The sequence below is a fragment of the Haematobacter massiliensis genome (genome assembly GCF_000740795.1).
Taxonomy (GTDB): domain Bacteria; phylum Pseudomonadota; class Alphaproteobacteria; order Rhodobacterales; family Rhodobacteraceae; genus Haematobacter; species Haematobacter massiliensis.
This window is the reverse complement of the sequence record NZ_JGYG01000005.1, coordinates 1-19540: the sequence shown is the minus strand read 5'-3', so window position 1 is coordinate 19540 and position 19540 is coordinate 1. Positions and strand designations below refer to the sequence as shown.

Genomic DNA, 19540 nt, shown 5'->3' with positions numbered 1-19540 from the left:
CGTGATTGTCGCACAAAACCGCGCATTGGGATCATTGCCGTAGGCAGCAAAATGCCGAAATGTCAGACATGATTGAAGTTGGGCTTCTTAGCGCGGGCATTGCCAGCTATCCAGCAAACAATAGAACTGACTTCGCAATCTGCTGCTGCCTGCTGCCCTCTCAAGACACATGCGACGAGCCGACGTTGCCGACCCTCAGGACGGCAACTCCGTGATGCGTTTGACCTTCTTCAACCGACTGTTTCACCCCGGTGACAGCAGCCGACCGAGATCTGAATGGAGCCTCCATGTCCTTTTTGAATCCTGCTCGCTCAAAGTTGCTGGAGATCTTCGCGCTGAACGGGGCAATGGTCCGGGGAAGCGGCGCGCGTCTCTTTGATGAGAATGGGGAGGAGTATCTCGACTTCCTCTCTCAGTATGGCGCCCTGCCCTTCGGGCATAATCCTGAGCGCGGATGGGCGGCCTTGCGGGCCGCTCACGAGGCGCAAATACCGTCCCTGATCCAGCCCCTCCACTCTGCCGAGGCCGAGCGGCTGGCCAAGCGCCTGGCAGAGGTCACGCCGGGGGATCTCTCCATCACGACGCTCGCCAACAGCGGAGCGGAAACAGTCGAGGCCGCGATAAAGCTCGCCCGGATCAGGACCGGGCGTGCCTTGATCCTCTCCACCCGGAATGGTTTCCACGGCAAGACGCTGGGCGCCCTCTCCGCCACGGGAAAATCGCTCTATCAGCAGGGCTTCAACGCCCCGGCCCCCGATTTCGACTACGTGCCTTATGGCGATCTTGACGCCCTTGAAGCGCGCCTTGTCGCGTCCGCCGACGGCATCGCGGCCTTCATCTTCGAGCCGATTCAGGGGGAGGGCGGCGTGGTCTGCCCGCCTGAAGACTACGCTGAAGCCGCGATCGCCCTTTGCCGGAAGCATGGCGTCCTGACAATTCTCGACGAAATCCAGACCGGACTCGGCCGCACCGGCCAACTGTTCGCCTGCTCACACTTCAAGGAAGCCCCGGATATGCTGCTGCTGTCCAAGGCGCTTGGAGGCGGGCTGATGCCGATCGGCGCTTGCATCGTGCGCCCTTCCGCGTGGGATGACCGTTTCGGGCGGCTCCATAGTTCCACTTTCGCCAATAATGCGCTGGCCGCGACGGTTGCCTGCGCGACACTCGATCAGCTGCTGGAGGATGATCAGGCGCTGATTCGGCGCGTGGCTGAGAACGGCACCTACATCCGTGCGCGCCTGGAGGCATTGCAGCGCGCCTATCCCGATGTGATCCGCGAGGTTCGCGGCCGGGGATACATGCTCGGTCTGGAGTTTCAGCCGCTGGAGGAACGCCGTAACTCCGCCATCATGGCACATGCCGGCTTCAACGGCGGGGTGACCGCGCTCATCGCCTCATATCTCGTCAACGTGCAGAAGGTGCTCACGGCTCCGCTGTTCAACGACAGCCGTGTTCTCCGGTTGCAACCGCCGCTTATCCTCGGCCGCGATGGGTTGGACAAGGCTGTGGCAGCGCTCGAAGCGGTCTGCCGGATCATCCATGAGAACGACTACTATGCCCTCGTGCGCCACCTCGTCGCGCGCAAGGGTGGTGGAGACCTTGCGGAAGCGGTTCCGCAGGCGGCAACGCAACCGGCATCCGTGCCGAAGGGCAGCCTCGTTCCCGGCCGTTTCGGGTTCGTGATCCATTACACGGAAGATGAGGACATCTTCCGCTCCGATGCCTCCCTGCGACAGTTCAGCGAGGAGGAGCTGACAAGCTGGAAGGCCTGGGTGAAGGGGCTGGGCGCGGGCATCGTCCATGAGATTCCAGATGTGACCTCCCGCGCGGGCAAGGTCGCCTCCGGCTGGCTTCTCTCTGTCCCCATGCTGCCGGGTGACATGCGCGGCAAGGGAAAGGCCGAGGCCCGCCAGATGATCGCGGACGCGGTGGCGATCGCGGGGGAACAGGGCGCGTGCCGTGTTGGCCTTGGCGCCTTCACCTCCATCGTGACGCGTGGCGGCGAGACCGTTACGGGGAGCGGCGTGCCTATCACCAGCGGCAATACGCTGACCACCGTCTCCGCAGTGAAGGCGGTCACGCAGATCTGCCGCCGCACCGGCATCGCCCTTGAGGACGCGCATGTCGTCGTCGTCGGCGCGTCGGGGGCGATCGGGCGGCTTGGGGCCATGCTGCTTGCCCGGCGGGCCGGCCGCATGACGCTGGTGGGCAACGCCCGCAATCCCTTTGCGCCGCGTCTCCTCTCCAAGGTTGCCGACGATATCCTCTCCTCGCTGGCCAGAAACCCGCGCACCGATGCCTGGACGCCGGGGCGGCTGGCGCGGTCTGTCCGCCAGATGGATACGGAGAAGGCGATCCACGTCGCCCCGAAGGCAAAGGCTGGGTACGAGCACGTCCTGTCCTGGACGACCGATCTCGAACCCGCGCTGGCCGATGCGGATGTGGTACTGGTGGCCACGAGTTCGGATACCGTGCTTGTCGATCCGCGGCGCCTGAAGCCCGGCACTCTCGTCTGCGACGTGGCGCGTCCGCCGAATGTGCAGAAGGCCGATCTGCGCGGTACCGGCGTGCTGGTCTTTGACGGCGGGCTCGTCCGTCCGCCGGGAGACGTGGACCTCGGGCCTTTCCAGACGCTGCCTGCCAACATCGCCTGGGGTTGCCTCAGCGAGACGATGCTTCTCGCCCTCTCCGGTCAGGAGCGGGACTTCAGCATCGGCTCCACCCTCACGCTGGCTGATGCCGACCTGCTTTCCGCTCTGGCAGAAGAACATGGCTTCGAGCCGGCACCGGCCCAGTGGTATGGTGACATGGTGACGGAGGCCGCAATCAACGCCTTTGCCGCGCAGTTTCGCCGGAAGGCCGTCGACCGGGTCGCGGGCCAGATCGGGGGCCAGGTCGGGGGCCGAAGCGGCGGTCGCGCGAATGTCCCTTCGCTCTCCTCTCTCACATCCGACGACACGGGTGTCCGCCAACGGTCCGACCGTTTCTGGTAAGCTCGCTGTACCGCGGCCATAGACAAACCACCGTCTATGCGCAAAACCTGACCCAAGCGTGGCGCATCCTCATACGCGCCACGCAAGGGGGGAGAAGGCCGCGATGATGCAAAGAGCCGAGACTGATGCCACGCTAACGGAACCTGTCGGCTACATGCGCCGGACGCGGGAGTGGTATCTCGGCCTTGGCTATGACACCCCCTACGACTGGGCCTATAATCCTGACGCGCCCTTTACCCCTTTGACTGGATCTCTGGCCGAAAGCACGGTCGCCATCATCACGACCGCGGTTCCCTACGATCCGGCCAACGGCCCGCAGGGACAGGGCGCTCCCTACAATTCCGCCGCAAAGTTCTATGAGGTCTATTCTCTCCCCACCGCCACAGACCCGGATCTGCGGATCGCCCATGTCGGCATTGATCGGCAGAATGCCAACATGACCGATCAGGGTGCCTGGTTCCCCTTGGCCGCGCTGCGACAGGCAGAAGGGCGGCTCGGGCGACTCGCGCCTCGGTTTCACGGGGCGCCGACCAACCGCAGCCAGCGCCATACGGTGGAGGTAGACGCGCCGGAAATACTGGCCCGCTGCCGTCAGGATGACGTGACCGCCGCGATCCTGGTGCCGAACTGCCCCATCTGCCATCAGACGGTGACACTCATCGCCCGGCATCTGGAGGAAAACGGCATCGCTACCGTGATCATGGGCGCGGCAAAGGACATCGTGGAGCATGCAGGCGCTCCGCGTCTGCTGTTCAGCGACATGCCGCTCGGCAATGCAGCAGGCCGGCCCAATGATCCCGCATCGCAGCTGCGCAACCTTCACCGCGCGCTCGACCTGCTGGAACGCGCGCCTGGCCCCCGGACGACGATGCACTCGCCGGAGACGTTCTCGCCCGACATGCGCTGGAAGCTCGATTACTCCAACATTCACAGCCGCACCCCCGATGAGGTCGCCGCGCTGCGCGCCGAGGCGGAAGCAGCGCGGCTGACCGCACGGCAAATCAGGGCCGAGACGCTCGGAGCATCCTGAACGGCCGTCTCCGACGGAGGTTCAGAACTCTACCCCCGCCTGCGCCCTGATCCCGCTGCGGAACGGGTGTTTCACCACCTGCATCTCCGTCACCAGATCGGCGGCATCCATCAGCTCGGGTTTCGCATTTCGTCCGGTGAGCACCACATGAGTCATGGGCGGCTTTTCGTCCCGTAGAAATGCAACCACTTCCGCTATGTCGAGATAATCGTAGCGTAGGGCGATATTGATCTCATCAAGCAGCACCATTCGGATCGCGGGATCCCGGATCATCTCCTTTGCCTTTCCCCATGCGGCTCTGGCGGCAGCGCGATCGCGGGCAAGGTCCTGGGTCTCCCAGGTGAAGCCCTCGCCCATGGTGTGGAACCGGCAGAGATCGCCGAAACTGCCGGTCAGCAGGTCGCGCTCCCCGGTCGTCATTGCGCCCTTGATGAACTGTACCACGGCGGTTGGCATGCCATGGGCGATGGAGCGCAGAACCATACCGAAGGCAGAGGAAGACTTGCCCTTCCCCGGGCCGGTCAGGACGATCACCAGTCCCTTCTCGCCGCGCCGCTCGGCCTTCATCCGGTCGCGCGCCGCCTTTATACGCGCCTTCTTCGCCGCATGTGCGGCAGCTTCCTCCGGCGTGATAATGTCATCCGTCACGGCAGTCTCCTTGACTTCCGACGCGCAGCGTGGCTTGGCTGTCCGCATCGCTGGTTCCTGCCTTACGGCAGGCTAAGAGGGAATGCGACAGGCTTCACCGCCCCAACGCAGCCGCCCCCGCGACCGTGACCGGAGAGGTCGCCCTTGAAGCCACTGGGAAACCGGGAAGGCGGGGCGACCGCCAGGGGAAACCCTGACATCCGCAAGCCGGGAGACCTGCCGCGATCTGCCGCCTCAAGGGCGGTTGTCCGAAGCCGCGGCCGGGGTGTGCCGCAGGGCGGTGATTGCCGGTTCCGGCAGCCCCGTTCTGTTCCCCTCCGCCAAGACCGTCTGGCCGGAGGGGCCGATGAGCGATGCGATCGAACTGGTGGTCTGTACCACCTGCCGCCTGCAGGGCGCCGACCCGAACGTGGCCCCCGACGCGCCCCGCGATGGCGCGCGCCTGTCCGACGCGCTTGTCCGCGCGGGCATCGACCACCGGCGCCAGCAATGCCTCTCGGCCTGCTCCCGGGGCTGCGCCGTTGTCCTTCGCGGGCCGGGACGCTGGACCTATGTGCAGGGCGCCCTGAACCCCGACCTCCACCTCGATGACCTGATCGCCATGATCCGTGCCTATGCGGCGGCGGACGATGGCGTGGTGCCGTGGCGCATGCGGCCCGAGGTCATCCGCAAGAACACCATCGCCCGCATCCCGCCTCTGGAGGATTGAATGTCCATCGAAAAAACCCCCGTCACCATCGTCACCGGATTTCTTGGCGCCGGAAAGACCACGCTGATCCGGCATCTTCTGCAGAACCCCGGCGGGCGGAGGCTGGCGGTGCTGGTCAATGAATTCGGCGATGTCGGCGTGGATGGCGACCTGATCCGCGCCTGCGCGGATGCGAGTTGCCCGGAGGCGAATATCGTCGAGCTTACAAACGGTTGCATCTGCTGCACCGTGGCGGACGAGTTCATCCCCTCCATAGAACGCCTGATGGCCCTGGAGCCGCGGCCCGATCATATCGTCATCGAAACCTCCGGCCTCGCCCTGCCCAAGCCGTTGCTGAAGGCGTTCGACTGGCCTGAACTGCGCTCCCGGATCACGATCGACGGAGTGGTGGCCGTAGCGGATGCCGAAGCGGTGGCGAAGGGTCTTTTCGCGCCCGATCCCGGACATCCCGGCGATGCGGCGGATGTGGATCACGAAACCCCTCTGTCCGAGGTATTCGAGGATCAGATCGCCTGCGCCGATATCGTGCTGCTGTCGAAGGCCGATCTGGCCGGTGAAGCCGGGCTGGCAGAAGCGCGCAGGGTGATCGACGCCGAAGCACCGCGCGGGTTGCCGGTGGTCTCCCTCACCGAAGGGGTGATCGACCCCCGCATCGTGCTGGGGCTCAATGCAGCGGCTGAGGATGGGCTGGACGCCCGCCCCTCCCATCATGACGGAGAGGCGGAACATGACCACGACGATTTCGACACGATGGTTGTCGATATGCCGGAGATAGCCGATCCGCAGGCTCTGGCAGACCGGGTCGCGGCTCTGGCGGGCGATCACAGGATCCTCCGCGTGAAGGGCCATGTGGCGGTCAGGGACAAGCCCCTCCGCCTTCTGGTTCAGGCCGTCGGCCCGCGGGTCCGCCATCAGTTCGACCGACTCTGGGGCCAGCAACCCCGGCAGGGGCGGCTGGTCATCATCGCGGAGAAGGGCAACTTGCAACCCGACGTCGTGCGGGCAGCGCTTCTCTGATGCACGTTCTCTTCCGAGAGAGCCACGGGATGGAAGAAACGGCCACCCCGCAGGATCTGGGGCAGTCGCCCGCAGACCTTGTGGTGATGTCGTTTTCCGACAGCGATCTCGGGGCTTTCGCGGCGGGGTGGCAGCGCGGTCGGGAGGCGCTGCCGTCTCTGAGGCTGGCCAATCTGTCCGCGCTGACCCATCCGCTCTCGGTGGACACCTATATCGAACGTACGCTTTCAGCCGCGAAAGGGGTTCTCATCCGGCTCATCGGGGGGGCCTCGTGGTGGTCCTACGGTGTGGAGCAGGTGTCGCGATTGGCGCGGGACCGGGGGATCGCACTCGCCATCCTGCCGGCGGACGGGCGGCTCGATCCAGCGCTGGACGCCGCCTCGACTTTGCCCGCGGCAACATTGCGGAGGCTTTCCACGCTCTGCGAAGCGGGGGGAGAGATCGCCGCTCAGGGGGCCTTGGCGCAGCTTGCTCTGGCCTCCGGGCTGTACGCAGGCCCGGTTGCCGGTCCCAAGACGCTGGCGCCCTTCGGCTTCTGGCATCCCGATACCGGCCCGATGTCCGATCCGCAGGCGGGCAGGCTGCCGCTTGTCGCCATTCCGTTCTACCGCGCATGGCTCGCTGCTGCCGATACGGATGCCATCGCCGCGCTGATCCGGGGGTTTGAACGGGAGGGGCTTCACGCCACGGGGCTTTTCCTGCCAAGCCTGAAGGATACCGCCGCCGCCGCATGGCTGCGCGAGGTGCTGCCCTCCTTGGCACCGGTGGCGATCGTCAATACCACCGCCTTTTCGGCGAGGAGCGGCGCGGCCTCTCCGCTTGAGGTGGCCGGCGTTCCGGTGTTTCAGGCCATCCACGCCACATCCACACGCGCAGCGTGGCAGCAGTCCGCGCGCGGTCTCTCCCCTTCCGATCTGGCGATGCACGTTGCACTGCCGGAAGTTGACGGGAGGATCGGCGCAGGGGTGATCTCCTTCAAGGAAGCGCGGGCGCGGGATACGCACCTGCAGTTTGCGCAGTCCCGGCACGAGGCAGACGCACCAGGCATCGCTGCTGCCGTCGCCCGGGTCTGTGCGTGGTACCGGCTTGCGACCCTTCCGGCTGCGCAGCGGCGCGTGGCGCTCGTTCTGTCCACCTATCCCGGCAAGGCGCATCGGGCGGCACATGCAGTGGGGCTTGACGTCTTCGCTTCGGCAGCGGCCATGCTGGAGGATTTGCGGCAGGCAGGTCATGCTGCACCCCCCGGCCCTGCGCCGGAAGCGGCGCTCGATGAAACCGTGCATTGGCCCGAGGCCTCCTACCGGCAAGCGCTCCATCGCCTTCCCGAAGCGCTGCAAGGGGAGTTGCACGCGATCCACGGCGATGTCGGGGATGCAGGCTTCGACTTTCACGCCATCCGTCGTGGCAATGTGTTGCTGGCGCTTCAACCGGAGCGGGGTGATGGAGAGGACCGGGAGGAGGTGTATCACGACACGACCCGCGTCCCCTGCCATGCCTATGTCGCCTTCTATCTCTGGCTGCGCGAGCAGGTGGATGTCATCGTGCATATCGGCGCCCATGGCACGCTGGAATGGCTGCCTGGCAAGGCAGCCGCGCTGTCCTCTGCATGCTGGCCGCAGGCGCTCACCGGTCCGATGCCGGTGATCTATCCTTTCATCGTCAACGATCCGGGAGAGGCCGCACAGGCCCGGCGGCGCGTTGGCGCGGTGACGCTCGGCCATCTGCCGCCGCCCCTCGCCGAGAGTGGTCTGTCGCCGGAGCTTGCACGGCTCGAGCGGCTTCTGGATGAATACTCCACCGCCGACGGGCTGGACCCGCCACGTCGCACCCGGCTGATCTCCGCCATCCGTCAGGAGGCACAGCGGGCGGGCGTTGAGGATGACCTCGGCCTTCCCGGCAGCGCGTCTCCGGCAGAGGCGATCCCGCGTATCGACCGCTTCGTCTGCGACGTGAAGGAAAGCCAGTTCGGCGCGGGACTGCACATATGGGGCCGCGGCACGCCGCAGGCAGACGGCGGGCAGGCGGGAGATCGCGCCTCCGTCGAGGCGGAGCGACGGGCGCTCATCGCTGCCCTCTCGGGCGAGCCGATACCGCCCGGCCCCTCCGGCTCCCCCTATCGCGGGCGGAGCGATGTTCTGCCGACCGGGCGCAACATGTATGGCACCGACCCGCGCGCCGTTCCCTCGCGTGCAGCGCATGCGCAAGGGGTGAAGCTGGCAGAGGAGCTGATCCGGCGTCACCTGCAGGATCAGGGCGATTATCCCCGCGGGCTGGTGGTCAATCTCTGGGGCTCGGCAACGATGCGCACGGCGGGAGAGGAATTCGCCATGGCGCTTCATCTCGCGGGTGTCACCCCCGTCTGGGACAATGCCTCCGATCGGGTGACGGGCTACGAGATCATCCCTCTCGCCCTGATGGACCGACCGCGTATCGATGTGACGCTGCGGGTTTCCGGCCTGTTCCGGGATGTGTTTCCCGATCTCGCCCGACTGTTTGAAGCCGCCTCAGCCGCGCTCGCCCTCAGGGATGAGGCCGCGGACATGAACCCCTATGTCGCGTCGCCGCCCGGGCCGCGGGTCTTCTGCCCTGAGCCGGGCAGCTACGGCCTTGGCATCGCTCTGGACCGGTTCACGGCGGATCAGCGCCACGCGGCAGGTGAGGCATGGCTCGCGGCCTCTGCACATGATGCAAGCGGCGCGCCCGCCCGTGCCGTGCTGGAGGCGCGCTTGCGGAACGCCGACAGTTTCGTCCATGCACAAGACCTCCCCGAGACGGACCTGTTGCTGGCGGAAGATTATGCGGCGCATGAGGCGGGTTTCGCGGCGGCAATGGCCCGGATCGGAGCGCCACGGCCCAAGCTCTACCATCTAGACGCAACCCGGCCCGAACGGCCCCGCGCCCGGCCCCTGGCCGAGGAGATCGCCCGGGTGATCCGGGCCCGCGCGGCGCATCCCGTCTGGATCCGCGGCATGATGCGGCACGGCTTTCGCGGCGCTGCCGAAATCGCCGCCACGCTCGAACACATGGCCGCGTTTGCCCATCTGGCAGGCGTCGTGCCCTCTCACCTGTTCGACCTTTATCATGCAGTAACCCTTGATGAACCGGAGGTTCGGGACTTCCTCGCCCAGGCAAATCCTGCCGCGCTCGCCGCGATGGAGGAATGTTTCACAGCCCTTGCCGAAGCGGGGCTGTGGCAATCCCGCTCCAACAGCCGCGCAGTGGGGCTGACATGAGGAGCAACGTAAAGGGCTGGTGTCCCGGCGCACTCCGCCCGATGGAAGCCGGGGACGGACTGATCGTCCGGCTGCGGCCCCGTGCCTCACGGCTGAGCGCCGCGCAAGCGTTGGCGCTCGCCGATCTCGCAGAGTCGCACGGCTCGGGGGAGATCGAACTCGGCAACCGGGCGAGCCTTCAGCTGCGCGGCGTCAGGCGGGAGGCGCTCTCCGGGCTGCACAGGGCACTGGACGACCTCGGGCTGCTGGACGCCGATGCGGCAACGGAAGCGCGGCGGAACATCCTGACCACGCCTATCGCGAAGGATGCGGAAACCCTTGGCCTGAGCGCCGCGTTGGAGGCTGCCCTTGCGGAGGAGCTGGACCTGCCGGCGAAGTTCGGCTTTGCGGTGGATACCGGTGCAAGGGCGATCCTTGGCGGTGCCTCCGCCGATATCCGACTGGAGCGGGCTGCGAAGGGGCTGATAGTGCGTGCCGATGGGATGGCGCTCGGCGAGCACGTCAGCGCAACAGCCGCCATCGGGCGGGCGATGGATCTCGCGCGATGGTTCCACGAGCATTCGGACGGCCATCGCCGCATGGCGTCTCTCGTTGCCGCCGGGAGTAAACCCCCGCTGAACGCCGCACTGGCCCCGCTGCAGGGAGAGCCGCTCCGCCCCGGCAATACGGAATGGGGGTGCTGCGTCGCGCTGCCCTTCGGACGGCTGGCCGCAGGAACCCTCCGTGCGCTGGCCGTGGCTTCCCTGCGTCTCACCCCCTGGCGATCGGTGCTGGTGGAGGCGGCGGTGCCGCCCTCGCCGGACTGGATCGTCGACCCTGCGGATCCCGCGCTCCGGGTGAGCGCCTGCCCCGGCAAGCCTGCCTGCGGCTCCGCCACCGTGGCGACGCGGGAACTGGCCCTGCAACTCGCCCCGCATCTGACGCGGTCCATGTCGCTGCATGTATCGGGCTGTGCGAAGGGCTGCGCGCATCCACGACCCGCAGACATCACGCTCACCGGACGCGCGGGAAGGTTCGAGCTGATCCGCGACGGCTGTGCGGACGACCCTCCCGCCCTGACAGGGCTTTCCATCGACGAGATTTACGCCCTGCTGAGAGGTCCGCTTGCCCCACCTTTATGAAACAGACGGCGCCGCGATCTATCGTGCCAGCTTCGCCACTATCCGTGCCGAGGCCGATCTCACCCGGTTTACTCCTGAGCAGGAGACCGTCGCCGTGCGCATGATTCATGCCGCGGGAATGGTGGAGCTGGCCTCGCATATCCGCTTCTCCCGTGACTTCGCCGTTGTCGCCCGCTCGGCGCTGGAAGCGGGAGCGCCGATCCTCTGCGATGCACGTATGGTGGCGGAGGGTATCACCCGCGCGCGCCTGCCCGCCGGGAACGCCGTAATCTGCAGCCTTCACGACAGTCAGGTGCCCGAACTCGCCCTCCGGCTGGCCACCACCCGAAGCGCTGCGGCTCTAGAATTGTGGCGCCCATGGCTGGCGGGGGCAGTCGTGGCGATCGGCAATGCGCCGACCGCGCTCTTTCACCTGCTCAACATGCTCGCGGATCCGGCATGCCCGCGTCCGGCGGCGATCATCGGCTGCCCCGTGGGCTTCATCGGAGCGGCGGAGTCCAAGGCGGCCCTCATGGCGGACGACCCCGCGCCATGGACCGTCGTGGAGGGGCGTCTCGGAGGTTCCGCCGTCACCGTCGCGGCGGTCAACGCTCTCGCCAGCAGGAGCGAATGATGGGAAAGGTCATCTGCATCGGCCTTGGCCCCGGAGACCCCGACCTGATGAGCCTGCGCGCGCATCGGCTCCTGACCACTGCCCCGGTCATCGCCTATTTCCGCAAGGCAGGACGCTTGGGACAGGCACGCCGCATTGTTGACGGGCTGATCCCGGCAGAGGCCGAGGAATGGCCGATGGAGTATCCGGTCACCACCGAGGTGCCCTTCAGTGACCCCGCCTACGGAGCCGCCCTCGCCCCCTTCTATGACAGCTGGTCCAGGCGGCTGGCCGAGCAGGCCCGGAAGACCGATGTGATCGTGCTTTGCGAGGGCGATCCCTTCCTCTACGGCAGCTTCATGCACCTGCATTCCCGCCTGCCCGCTGGCCTCGTGGAGGTCGTGCCGGGCATTCCCGGCATGGCGGGCTGCTGGACCGCGACAGGCCAGCCGATCACCTGGGGCGACGATGTGCTGACCGTGGTTCCCGCAACCCTGCCCGAAAGCGAGCTTCGCCGGCGTGCACAGGATACCGACGCATTGGTCGTCATGAAGATCGGGCGAAATCTTGCCAAGCTGCACCGCGCGCTTGCCGCCGCAGGACGGCTGGCGGACGCCTGGCTGGTGGAGAACGGCACGATGCCCACCGAACGGGTCCGCCCCCTGCGCGAAGTGGAGGGGGAGATCCCGTATTTCGCCATCGCCCTCGTGCATGGTCGGGGGCGGCGGCCATGAGAGCGCCTCAGTCCGGCTGGGTCATCGTGGCTGGCCTTGGGCCCGGCGCCTCCAGCATGATGACACCAGAGGTGGATCGGGCCTTGGCCGAAGCCACCGATATCATCGGCTATCAGCCCTATGTCGCCCGCATCACCCCGCGGCAGGGGCTATCGCGACATGCCTCCGACAACCGGGCGGAGCTGGACCGGGCCCATCACGCGCTGCGCCTCGCGGCGAAAGGGCGTCGCGTGGTGATCGTCTCCTCCGGCGATCCGGGGGTCTTTGCCATGGCCTCGGCGCTCTTTGAGGCATTGGAGAGTATGCCGCAGCTGGAGGCAGACATCCGCATCCTGCCCGGCATCACTGCGATGCTGGCGGCGGCGGCGGCGGCAGGCGCGCCGCTCGGGCACGATTTCTGCGCGATCAACCTCTCCGACAATCTCAAACCGTTCGATCTCGTGCTCAAGCGCGTGCGTCTCGCGGCGGAGGCGGATTTCGCCATGGCATTCTACAACCCCCGCTCCAACACGCGCCCCGCGCAATTCGGCGAGGTGCTGGCCACGCTCCGGGATCAGTGCGAGCCAGAGCGACTGATCGTCTTTGCCCGTGCCGTTTCCACCCCTGAGCAGGTGATCCGCACCGTTGCCCTCTCGGAGGCGCGGCCGGAGATGGCGGACATGCGCACCGTGGTCATCGTCGGCTCGTCACGGACCCGCCGGGTCGGCCCTTTCGTCTACACACCGAGGTCGGCATGACACCAACGGAGCGCGCCTTCCACTCCCGCCACGCTCTCACCCTCCGCTGCGGGCCGCTCGATCATCAGCACGGGCAGGCCCAGCAGGCGGGCGGCGCAGAGCTTGGCTTCCGCGCCCTCGCCTCCCGCGTTCTTGGTGACGATGATGTCGATGCCGTGTCGTTCCAGAAGCACCCGCTCCTCTGCCGGATCGAAGGGGCCACGCCCGATGACGGTGCTGAAGTCCGGGAACGGCGGCGGCATCACCGGCGGATCAACCAGCCGGAGCAGGTAGTGGTGCTGCGGGAGACCTGCAAAAGCGTCCAGATTCTGCCGACCGATGGCAAGGAACACATGCCTCCGCGCGCCCGAAAGCGCTGCGGCCGCGGCTGCCATATCCGGCACCGATACCCAGCGATCCCCGGCTCCCGGCATCCAGCCGGGGCGCTCCAGCCGGAGAAGCGGTGTTCCGGTCCTGTCGCAGGCAGCACGCGCGTTGCGGCTTATTCCGGCGGCGAAGGGATGGGTGGCATCTATGACCCTGCCAATCCGTTCCCGGACGAGATATTCCGTCAGCCCATCGACACCCCCGAAACCACCGATCCGCACGGATACCGGCTGCGCACGGGGGACAAGGGTGCGCCCGGCGTAGGACAGGACCGCGGGGAGCCGCGCCTTTGCCATGGCGGCGGCAAGGCGGCTGGCTTCCGTCGTACCGCCAAGGATCAGGGTCGGTCGCATGGGTGAATGGCTTTCGATCATCGGTATCGGCGAAGATGGCCCGGATGGCCTCTCCGCTGCAAGCCTCCGCGCCCTCACCGCCGCGGAGGTGGTCTTCGGTGGCTCCCGGCATCTCGGCCTGATAGACCATCCGCAGCGACGGCCCTGGCCCATACCCTTCTCCATAGAACCGGTGCTGATGCTGCGGGGGCGGCAGGTCGCGGTGCTCGCTTCCGGCGATCCCTTCTGGCACGGCGCGGGGGGTGTGCTGACTGCTCGGCTGGAGAGGGGGGAATGGCGTGCCTTCCCCGCGCCGTCGGCGATGGCTCTCGCTGCGGCGCGGCTCGGCTGGCGGGAGGAGGAGACGCTGCGGGTGGGCCTTCATGCAGCGCCGCTGCATTCGCTCCGCCGCCACCTTGCGCCCGGCCTTCGGGCCATCGTGACGCTTCGCGACGGCACATCCGCCGGTGAACTCGCCCAGTGGCTTGCTGCCGAAGGCTTCGGCGACACGCGGCTTACCCTCATGGAACGGCTGGGCGGCAGCTCGGAGCGCATTCGGGTGACCACGGCGGCGGACTTTGCCCTGACCGGGGTCGATCCGCTTGTGATCGCCGCGCTCGAAATCGCCGGAGATGGCCCGGTGATCCCGCGCTGTTCCGGGGTGCCGGACGACCTGTTCGATCATGACGGACAGATCACCAAGCGCCCCGTTCGCGCGCTGGCGCTTTCGGCGCTCGCGCCGCGCCGGGGCGAAATGCTCTGGGATATCGGCGCTGGCTCCGGGTCCATCGGCATCGAGTGGATGCTCTGCGATCCCACGACGCGCTGCATCGCCATCGAGCGCGATCCCGGACGCGCCCTCCGTTGCCAGACCAATGCCGCAAGGCTTGGCGTGGGGCTGGACGTGCGGGCGGGCGCGGCACAGGACATGCTCGCGACACTGTGTGACCCGGACGCCGTCTTTGTCGGCGGAGGCGCCGATGCGGAACTGCTCGACATGCTCTGGAAACGGCTCCCGCGCGGTGTGCGCCTCGTGATCCATGCGGTCACTCTGGAGACAGAGGCGCTGCTTTCCGTCTGGCATCGCGACCACGGCGGAAACCTGATGCGCGTGGAGCTTTCCGAGGCCCGTCCACTGGGGCGGAAACGCGGCTGGAAGTCCAGCTACCCGGTTGTTCAGTGGAGCGTGACGCGATGATCGCCGGCATCGGCTTTCGGAAGGCCGCGACGATGGCCTCGGTGCTTGACGCGCTGGAACGGGCGGGCGCGAAAGGGTGCCGTCGTCTCGCTCTGCCACAGGACAAGCTGGGCCAACCGGCGGCGCTGGCACTTTGCAACGCGGGCTACCTGCTGCTCGCCATACCGGCCCACGCCATATCGGGACAGCCGACGCTGAGCGATGGCGCCGCCTCCCGCTCCGCGCGTGGAACCGGCTCCGTGGCGGAGGCCTGCGCGCTCGCGGCCGCCGGAGCAGGCGCGCGTCTGGCTGGCCCCAGATCCATATCCGGCGACCGGATGGCGACAGCCGCCCTCGCCGTAACGGGAGACATTCGATGACCGTCCACTTCATCGGCGCCGGTCCCGGCGCGCCAGACCTTCTGACCATCAGGGGCCGCGATCTGATAGCGGCATGTCCTGTCTGCCTCTACGCCGGATCCCTGATACCGGAGGCGGTGCTGGCCCATTGCCCCCCCGGCGCCCGGCTCGTGAACACGGCTTCCCTTGACCTCGACGCCATCACGGCGGAAATCGCGGCGGCCCATGGCAGGGGTCAGGATGTGGCGCGGCTGCAGTCCGGAGATCTCTCCGTCTGGTCGGCGATGGGCGAGCAGCTCCGCCGGCTTCGCGCGCTGGACATCCCCTATACGGTAACCCCCGGCGTTCCGTCCTTTGCCGCCGCCGCCGCGACACTGGGCATGGAACTGACGCTTCCCGGCGTTGCTCAGAGCGTTGTGCTGACACGCACCGGCGGGCGTGCCTCTCCCATGCCCGACGGAGAGCGGCTGGCAAGCTTCGCCGCTACCGGGGCCACGCTTGCCCTGCATCTTTCCATTCACCGGCTGGCAGAGATATCGGCAGAACTCGAAAGCCATTACGGGCCGGAATGCCCGGTTGCGGTGATCTGGCGGGCAAGCTGGCCGGAGGAGCGGGTCGTGCGCGGTACCCTCTCCTCCATCGCTGCGCTGGTGGGCGACACGATGGAGCGCACTGCACTTATCATTGTCGGTCCCGCGCTCGCGCAGGAGGCATTTGAGAATAGCCGCCTCTATGCCGCCGATTACGACCGCCGCTTCCGGGCGGGCCAGACGGGAGCCGCGAAACCGTGACGCCCGGCCTTCTGATTTCCGCGCCCCGGTCAGGATCGGGGAAGACCACCGTCATGCTTGGCCTGCTCCGTTGTCTGGCAGAGGATGGCATCGCCGTGCAGCCCTACAAATGCGGGCCAGACTACATCGATCCGGCCTTTCACCGCGCGGCCTCGGGGCGGGAGAGCTTCAATCTGGACAGTTGGGCCATGTCGCCCGGTCTCCTCGGCGCGCAACTGGCACGGGGCGGAGAGATGGCGCTGGCCGAAGGCTCCATGGGGCTGTTCGACGGGGTGGCGACCCCGGGCGAGCAGGGAACCGGGGCCAGCGCCGACATTGCCGCGATGACAGGTTGGCCCGTGGTCCTCGTCCTCGATGTTTCGGGACAGGCACAGACCGTGGCTGCGGTCGCGGCGGGTTTGGGCAGGTTCCGCCCCGGCGTTCGTGTCACGGGAGTGATCCTGAATCGCGTCGCGTCTTCCCGGCATGAGCATCTGTGCCGCCTGTCGTTGGAGGAGGCCGGCATGCTCTGCTTCGGCGCGCTGCCACGGCGGGGGGATTTGGCGCTGCCAGAGCGGCATCTGGGGCTCGTGCAAGCGGCGGAGCATCCTGATCTGGAAGCAGCCGTCGCCCGCTACGCGGCCTTCCTGCGCATGCATCTCGACCTCCCCGCGCTGAAGGCCGCGGCGACTGGCGGCGCAAAGGTGATCCCGGCAGAGCACCTTCCCCCGCCTGCCCAGCGAGTCGCTTTGGCGCGGGACGCGGCCTTTTCCTTTGCCTACCCTCATCTTCTGGATGGCTGGCATCTGCAGGGCGCCGAGATCCTGCCGTTTTCTCCGCTCGCCGATGAGCCGCCTCCGGATGCGGATCTGTGCTGGCTGCCCGGCGGCTATCCCGAACTCCACGCAGGCCGGATCGCGGGTGCCGAGCGGTTCATGTCGGGCCTGCGGCTGTTCGCTGCGACGCGGCCCGTGCATGGGGAATGCGGTGGTTACATGGTGCTGGGCGAGGCGCTGATTGACGCGCAGGGAACCTCGCACCGGATGGCGGGGATGCTTGGCCTTGTCACGAGTTATGCCGCCCGGCGCATGCATCTCGGCTACCGGCTGGCGGAGTTGAAGGCTCCCCTCCCCGGCTTCACGAAAGGGGCGCGGCTCAGGGGGCACGAATTCCATTATTCGACGATCCTGTCGCAACCCGACGCGCCACTGGCCCGCGTGGAGGATGCAAACGGCGCGCCCGTGGCGGAGACGGGATCACATCGCGGAACGGTCAGCGGCACGTTCTTTCACCTGATCGCGAGGGCCTCATGACCGGCTTTGTCAGTTTCGTCTCCTCCGGTCCGGGTGACCCGGAGTTGTTGACGGTAAAGGCTGCAAATCGCCTGCGTCGCGCGGAAGTCGTGCTTTACGACGATCTGTCCGCCGGTCCGATCCTCGACATGACGCCCCCCGGCGCGGAACTGATCTCCGTGGGCAAGCGCGCGGGCCGCGCGTCGCCCCGGCAGGATCATGTGAGCAGGCTTCTGGTCGATCATGCGCGGGCCGGTGCGCAGGTCGTCCGGCTGAAATCCGGCGATGCAGGCGTATTCGGCAGGCTAGAGGAGGAGATCGCTGCCCTGCGCCAGGCGGAGATTCCGTTCGAGGTCATCCCCGGCGTGCCCTCGCCTTGCGCCGCCGCCGCGGCTGCAGGCATTCCGCTGACCCGGCGCGGTGCTGCCCAACGGCTACAGTTCGTGACAGGCCACGATGTCACCGGCGCGCTGCCGGAAGAGCTGAACTGGGCAGCTCTTGCCGATCCGGGCGCGGTCACGGCGGTTTTCATGGCGCGGGCAACCTTTCCCCAGCTCGCCCTGCGCCTGATCGCGGCGGGTCTGCCTGCGGACACGCCCGCTCTCATGGCCCAGGGTGTCTTTACCCCACGCCAAGCGCTTTACCGGGACACGGTGGCTGGCCTGGCAGGGCGGCTGGCTGTCGCTCCGCGGGAAGAAGCCCCGACGCTGATCCTCTACGGTGCGCTCGCCGAGTGACGGCGCAGAAGATAGGTATCCATGATCCAGCCATGTTCTGCGCGTGCAGCGGCCCGCGCCGCCAGGATACGCGGGCCCGCCTCCGCCAGCGGGCCATGATCGACGATCTGGTTTGACATGCCGAGAAAGGCGCCCCACCAGATCGTCACACCCTGCGGATCCAGCCTCTGAAAGGCACAGTCCCCGTCCAGCATCACCAAAAGCGTCTCCACTCCCACCGGCCACCCCTCCTCCGAGAGCTTCCGCCCCGTGGTGACAAGGAATGGTGCCCCCACCGCGTTCAGGGGAATGGCGTGAGCAGCGGTCAACGCCTGCGGCGCCATGATGCCGGGAATGACCGTGATCTGCGCGGGCCGGCCCATCCTCGACGCAATGCGGAGGGTGCTGTCGTATAGCGCGGGATCGCCCCAGACCATCAGCGCGACCACCCCCGCTTCGGGATGGGGCGCCAGTGCGTCCTGCCAAGCACGCGCAATGGCGTCGTGCCAGTTGTCGACCCGCGCGAGATAGGCGGGGATGGACGGATCGCGCACCGGCATGTCGAACTCGACCATCCGTGTCGCAGGGTTGCTGACAAGATCCGCGAAAAGGCTTCGGCGGAGCGCCGCCAGATCACCCTTCTCCACGCCCTTGCGCGGAAGGAGCACGATATCCGCCCGGTTCAGCGCCCGGATTGCCTGAAGCGTCAGATGCTCGGGATTACCCGTGCCGATGCCGATCAGAACGATTTCGAGCGGATCAGGCATCCGGCCGCGCGTCCAGAATCTGCCGGAACCGTTCGGAGGCGCGCCTTGGCAGGTCGGGCGGCAGGTCAGCGTCCATTCGCCCGCCCACGTCGATCAGCATCACCATGCCCATCGCGTAATGAGGCGAGCACTTGATGCCATATGCGCCAGGCACGGAAAGCGTGACCGAGAAATCCTCGTTGATCCGGGATTTGAAAGGCTTGGCACCCGGGGGGATCATCCCGTCGATGGTCGCGGCGTTATGGCCAGGCTGCGTGGACAGGAAGCGCACCGTATCCCCCGGCGCAATGCGGAGATAGGAGGGCTCGTAGATCATCGCCCCATTTTCGCTCCGATTGTACATCTTCACGTCGTGGGTTTCCGCAAGGCCCGGACCAGCCATCAGCAGCATCGCCAAAGTGGCATGTTTCACGTATCGCATCGTCAATCCTCAAGGCAGCAGAAGCGCAGAATGGTCGCCTGATCGGCGGGGTCGGTCAGGCGGCGGGCATCGACGCGGAAGATCGCCGCCAGACGCGCGGGGGTCAGCACTTCCTCAGGTGATCCGCAGGCGGCAAGCTTACCGCCGTCCATAACCGCGATCCGGTCGCAACCCATGGCCTGATTGAGATCATGGAGCGCGACGATCACCGTCACGGGGAGCTGTGCCACGAGCCTGAGCAGACCGAGTTGATGGTGGATGTCGAGATGATTGGTAGGCTCGTCCAGAAGCAGCAGCCGCGGGCGCTGCGCGAGTGCGCGCGCGATATGGATGCGCTGGCGCTCGCCCCCTGACAGGGTTGACCAGAGCGCCGCTGACATATGGCGCATCTCCACCGCTGCCAGCGCATCCTCGACAATGCTGTCGTCGCCTGCGCCAAAGGGCCGAAGCGCGGAGAGCCATGGGGTTCGGCCGAGTTCGACCACATCGCGGGCCGTCAGCGCTTCCACCGTGTCGGCCTGCTGCT

19 protein-coding genes and 1 riboswitch are annotated in these 19540 nt (G+C 67.1%); of the genes, 14 read left to right on the top strand and 5 right to left on the bottom strand.

Translation table 11 applies throughout. The features are described 5' to 3' along the window. Positions 1 to 287: 287 nt before the first annotated feature. Together CN97_RS09170 and CN97_RS09165 are read left to right on the top strand one after the other, a co-directional pair. A complete protein-coding gene (locus CN97_RS09170) occupies positions 288 to 2993 on the top strand; it encodes an aminotransferase class III-fold pyridoxal phosphate-dependent enzyme (protein ID WP_051911103.1) in 2706 nt (901 codons plus the stop codon). A 103-nt stretch (positions 2994 to 3096) separates the two neighbouring features. Next, positions 3097 to 4023 (top strand): glycine/sarcosine/betaine reductase selenoprotein B family protein, encoded by a 927-nt coding sequence (locus CN97_RS09165; protein WP_035710215.1) that lies wholly within the window; start codon positions 3097 to 3099, stop codon positions 4021 to 4023. Positions 4024 to 4044: 21 nt separating this feature from the next. Here CN97_RS09165 and cobO read toward each other — a convergent pair whose 3' ends face one another. Next, positions 4045 to 4719, bottom strand: a complete 675-nt coding sequence (gene cobO / locus CN97_RS09160) for a cob(I)yrinic acid a,c-diamide adenosyltransferase (RefSeq protein ID WP_084684068.1) — start codon at positions 4717 to 4719, stop codon at positions 4045 to 4047. Then, positions 4705 to 4909, top strand: a riboswitch (cobalamin riboswitch). It overlaps the preceding gene by 15 nt. A gap of 108 nt (positions 4910 to 5017) precedes the next feature. On the opposite strand from cobO, the gene CN97_RS09155 reads away from it, so the two are divergent. From CN97_RS09155 to cobJ, 7 genes are read left to right on the top strand one after another with little or no spacing between them, the layout of a single operon-like run. Then, on the top strand, positions 5018 to 5380 hold the full coding sequence (locus CN97_RS09155) for a DUF1636 domain-containing protein (protein WP_035710543.1): 363 nt from the start codon (positions 5018 to 5020) through the stop codon (positions 5378 to 5380). Beyond that, the gene (cobW, locus tag CN97_RS09150; RefSeq protein ID WP_035710213.1) at positions 5381 to 6397 is read left to right on the top strand and encodes a cobalamin biosynthesis protein CobW; all 1017 of its coding nucleotides are present in this window, start codon (positions 5381 to 5383) and stop codon (positions 6395 to 6397) included. Further along, on the top strand, positions 6397 to 9630 hold the full coding sequence (cobN, locus tag CN97_RS09145) for a cobaltochelatase subunit CobN (RefSeq protein WP_035710211.1): 3234 nt from the start codon (positions 6397 to 6399) through the stop codon (positions 9628 to 9630). The genes cobW and cobN overlap by 1 nt, the downstream gene beginning before the upstream one ends. Further along, positions 9627 to 10751, top strand: coding sequence for a hypothetical protein (locus CN97_RS09140; protein ID WP_035710209.1), 1125 nt, complete (start codon positions 9627 to 9629; stop codon positions 10749 to 10751). Before cobN ends, CN97_RS09140 begins: the two co-directional genes overlap by 4 nt. Next, the gene (locus CN97_RS09135) at positions 10735 to 11364 is read left to right on the top strand and encodes a precorrin-8X methylmutase (protein ID WP_035710207.1); all 630 of its coding nucleotides are present in this window, start codon (positions 10735 to 10737) and stop codon (positions 11362 to 11364) included. Before CN97_RS09140 ends, CN97_RS09135 begins: the two co-directional genes overlap by 17 nt. Then, positions 11364 to 12077: a precorrin-2 C(20)-methyltransferase gene (gene cobI / locus CN97_RS09130; protein WP_035710206.1), complete on the top strand. Its 714-nt coding sequence runs from the start codon at positions 11364 to 11366 to the stop codon at positions 12075 to 12077. Before CN97_RS09135 ends, cobI begins: the two co-directional genes overlap by 1 nt. Continuing rightward, positions 12074 to 12814 (top strand): precorrin-3B C(17)-methyltransferase, encoded by a 741-nt coding sequence (gene cobJ / locus CN97_RS09125; protein ID WP_035710204.1) that lies wholly within the window; start codon positions 12074 to 12076, stop codon positions 12812 to 12814. The genes cobI and cobJ overlap by 4 nt, the downstream gene beginning before the upstream one ends. On the opposite strand, the gene CN97_RS09120 is transcribed toward cobJ, so the two are convergent. Beyond that, positions 12793 to 13533, bottom strand: a complete 741-nt coding sequence (locus CN97_RS09120) for a cobalt-precorrin-6A reductase (RefSeq protein WP_035710202.1) — start codon at positions 13531 to 13533, stop codon at positions 12793 to 12795. The two genes, cobJ and CN97_RS09120, sit on opposite strands and share 22 nt — an antisense overlap. Between CN97_RS09120 and CN97_RS09115 the strand changes: the two genes are divergently transcribed. From CN97_RS09115 to cobA, 5 genes are read left to right on the top strand one after another with little or no spacing between them, the layout of a single operon-like run. Continuing rightward, on the top strand, positions 13532 to 14710 hold the full coding sequence (locus CN97_RS09115; protein WP_035710200.1) for a bifunctional cobalt-precorrin-7 (C(5))-methyltransferase/cobalt-precorrin-6B (C(15))-methyltransferase: 1179 nt from the start codon (positions 13532 to 13534) through the stop codon (positions 14708 to 14710). The two genes, CN97_RS09120 and CN97_RS09115, sit on opposite strands and share 2 nt — an antisense overlap. Further along, positions 14707 to 15069, top strand: a complete 363-nt coding sequence (locus tag CN97_RS09110) for a cobalamin biosynthesis protein (protein WP_035710541.1) — start codon at positions 14707 to 14709, stop codon at positions 15067 to 15069. The genes CN97_RS09115 and CN97_RS09110 overlap by 4 nt, the downstream gene beginning before the upstream one ends. Next, positions 15066 to 15839, top strand: coding sequence for a precorrin-4 C(11)-methyltransferase (cobM, locus tag CN97_RS09105; RefSeq protein WP_035710198.1), 774 nt, complete (start codon positions 15066 to 15068; stop codon positions 15837 to 15839). The genes CN97_RS09110 and cobM overlap by 4 nt, the downstream gene beginning before the upstream one ends. Continuing rightward, a complete protein-coding gene (locus tag CN97_RS09100) occupies positions 15836 to 17131 on the top strand; it encodes a cobyrinate a,c-diamide synthase (protein ID WP_035710196.1) in 1296 nt (431 codons plus the stop codon). The genes cobM and CN97_RS09100 overlap by 4 nt, the downstream gene beginning before the upstream one ends. Next, positions 17128 to 17847, top strand: coding sequence for a uroporphyrinogen-III C-methyltransferase (gene cobA / locus CN97_RS09095; protein ID WP_035710195.1), 720 nt, complete (start codon positions 17128 to 17130; stop codon positions 17845 to 17847). Before CN97_RS09100 ends, cobA begins: the two co-directional genes overlap by 4 nt. On the opposite strand, the gene cobF is transcribed toward cobA, so the two are convergent. The 3 genes from cobF to CN97_RS09080 all read right to left on the bottom strand — a co-directional run. Then, positions 17826 to 18593, bottom strand: coding sequence for a precorrin-6A synthase (deacetylating) (gene cobF, locus CN97_RS09090; protein ID WP_035710193.1), 768 nt, complete (start codon positions 18591 to 18593; stop codon positions 17826 to 17828). The two genes, cobA and cobF, sit on opposite strands and share 22 nt — an antisense overlap. Continuing rightward, positions 18586 to 19014 carry a pseudoazurin gene (locus CN97_RS09085; RefSeq protein WP_035710191.1) on the bottom strand — a complete coding sequence of 143 codons (429 nt, stop codon included), beginning with the start codon at positions 19012 to 19014 and terminating at the stop codon, positions 18586 to 18588. The genes cobF and CN97_RS09085 overlap by 8 nt, the downstream gene beginning before the upstream one ends. 2 nt (positions 19015 to 19016) lie before the next feature. Beyond that, positions 19017 to 19540, bottom strand: a 524-nt coding sequence (locus CN97_RS09080) for an ABC transporter ATP-binding protein (protein WP_035710189.1), incomplete at its 5' end; no start/stop codon positions are given.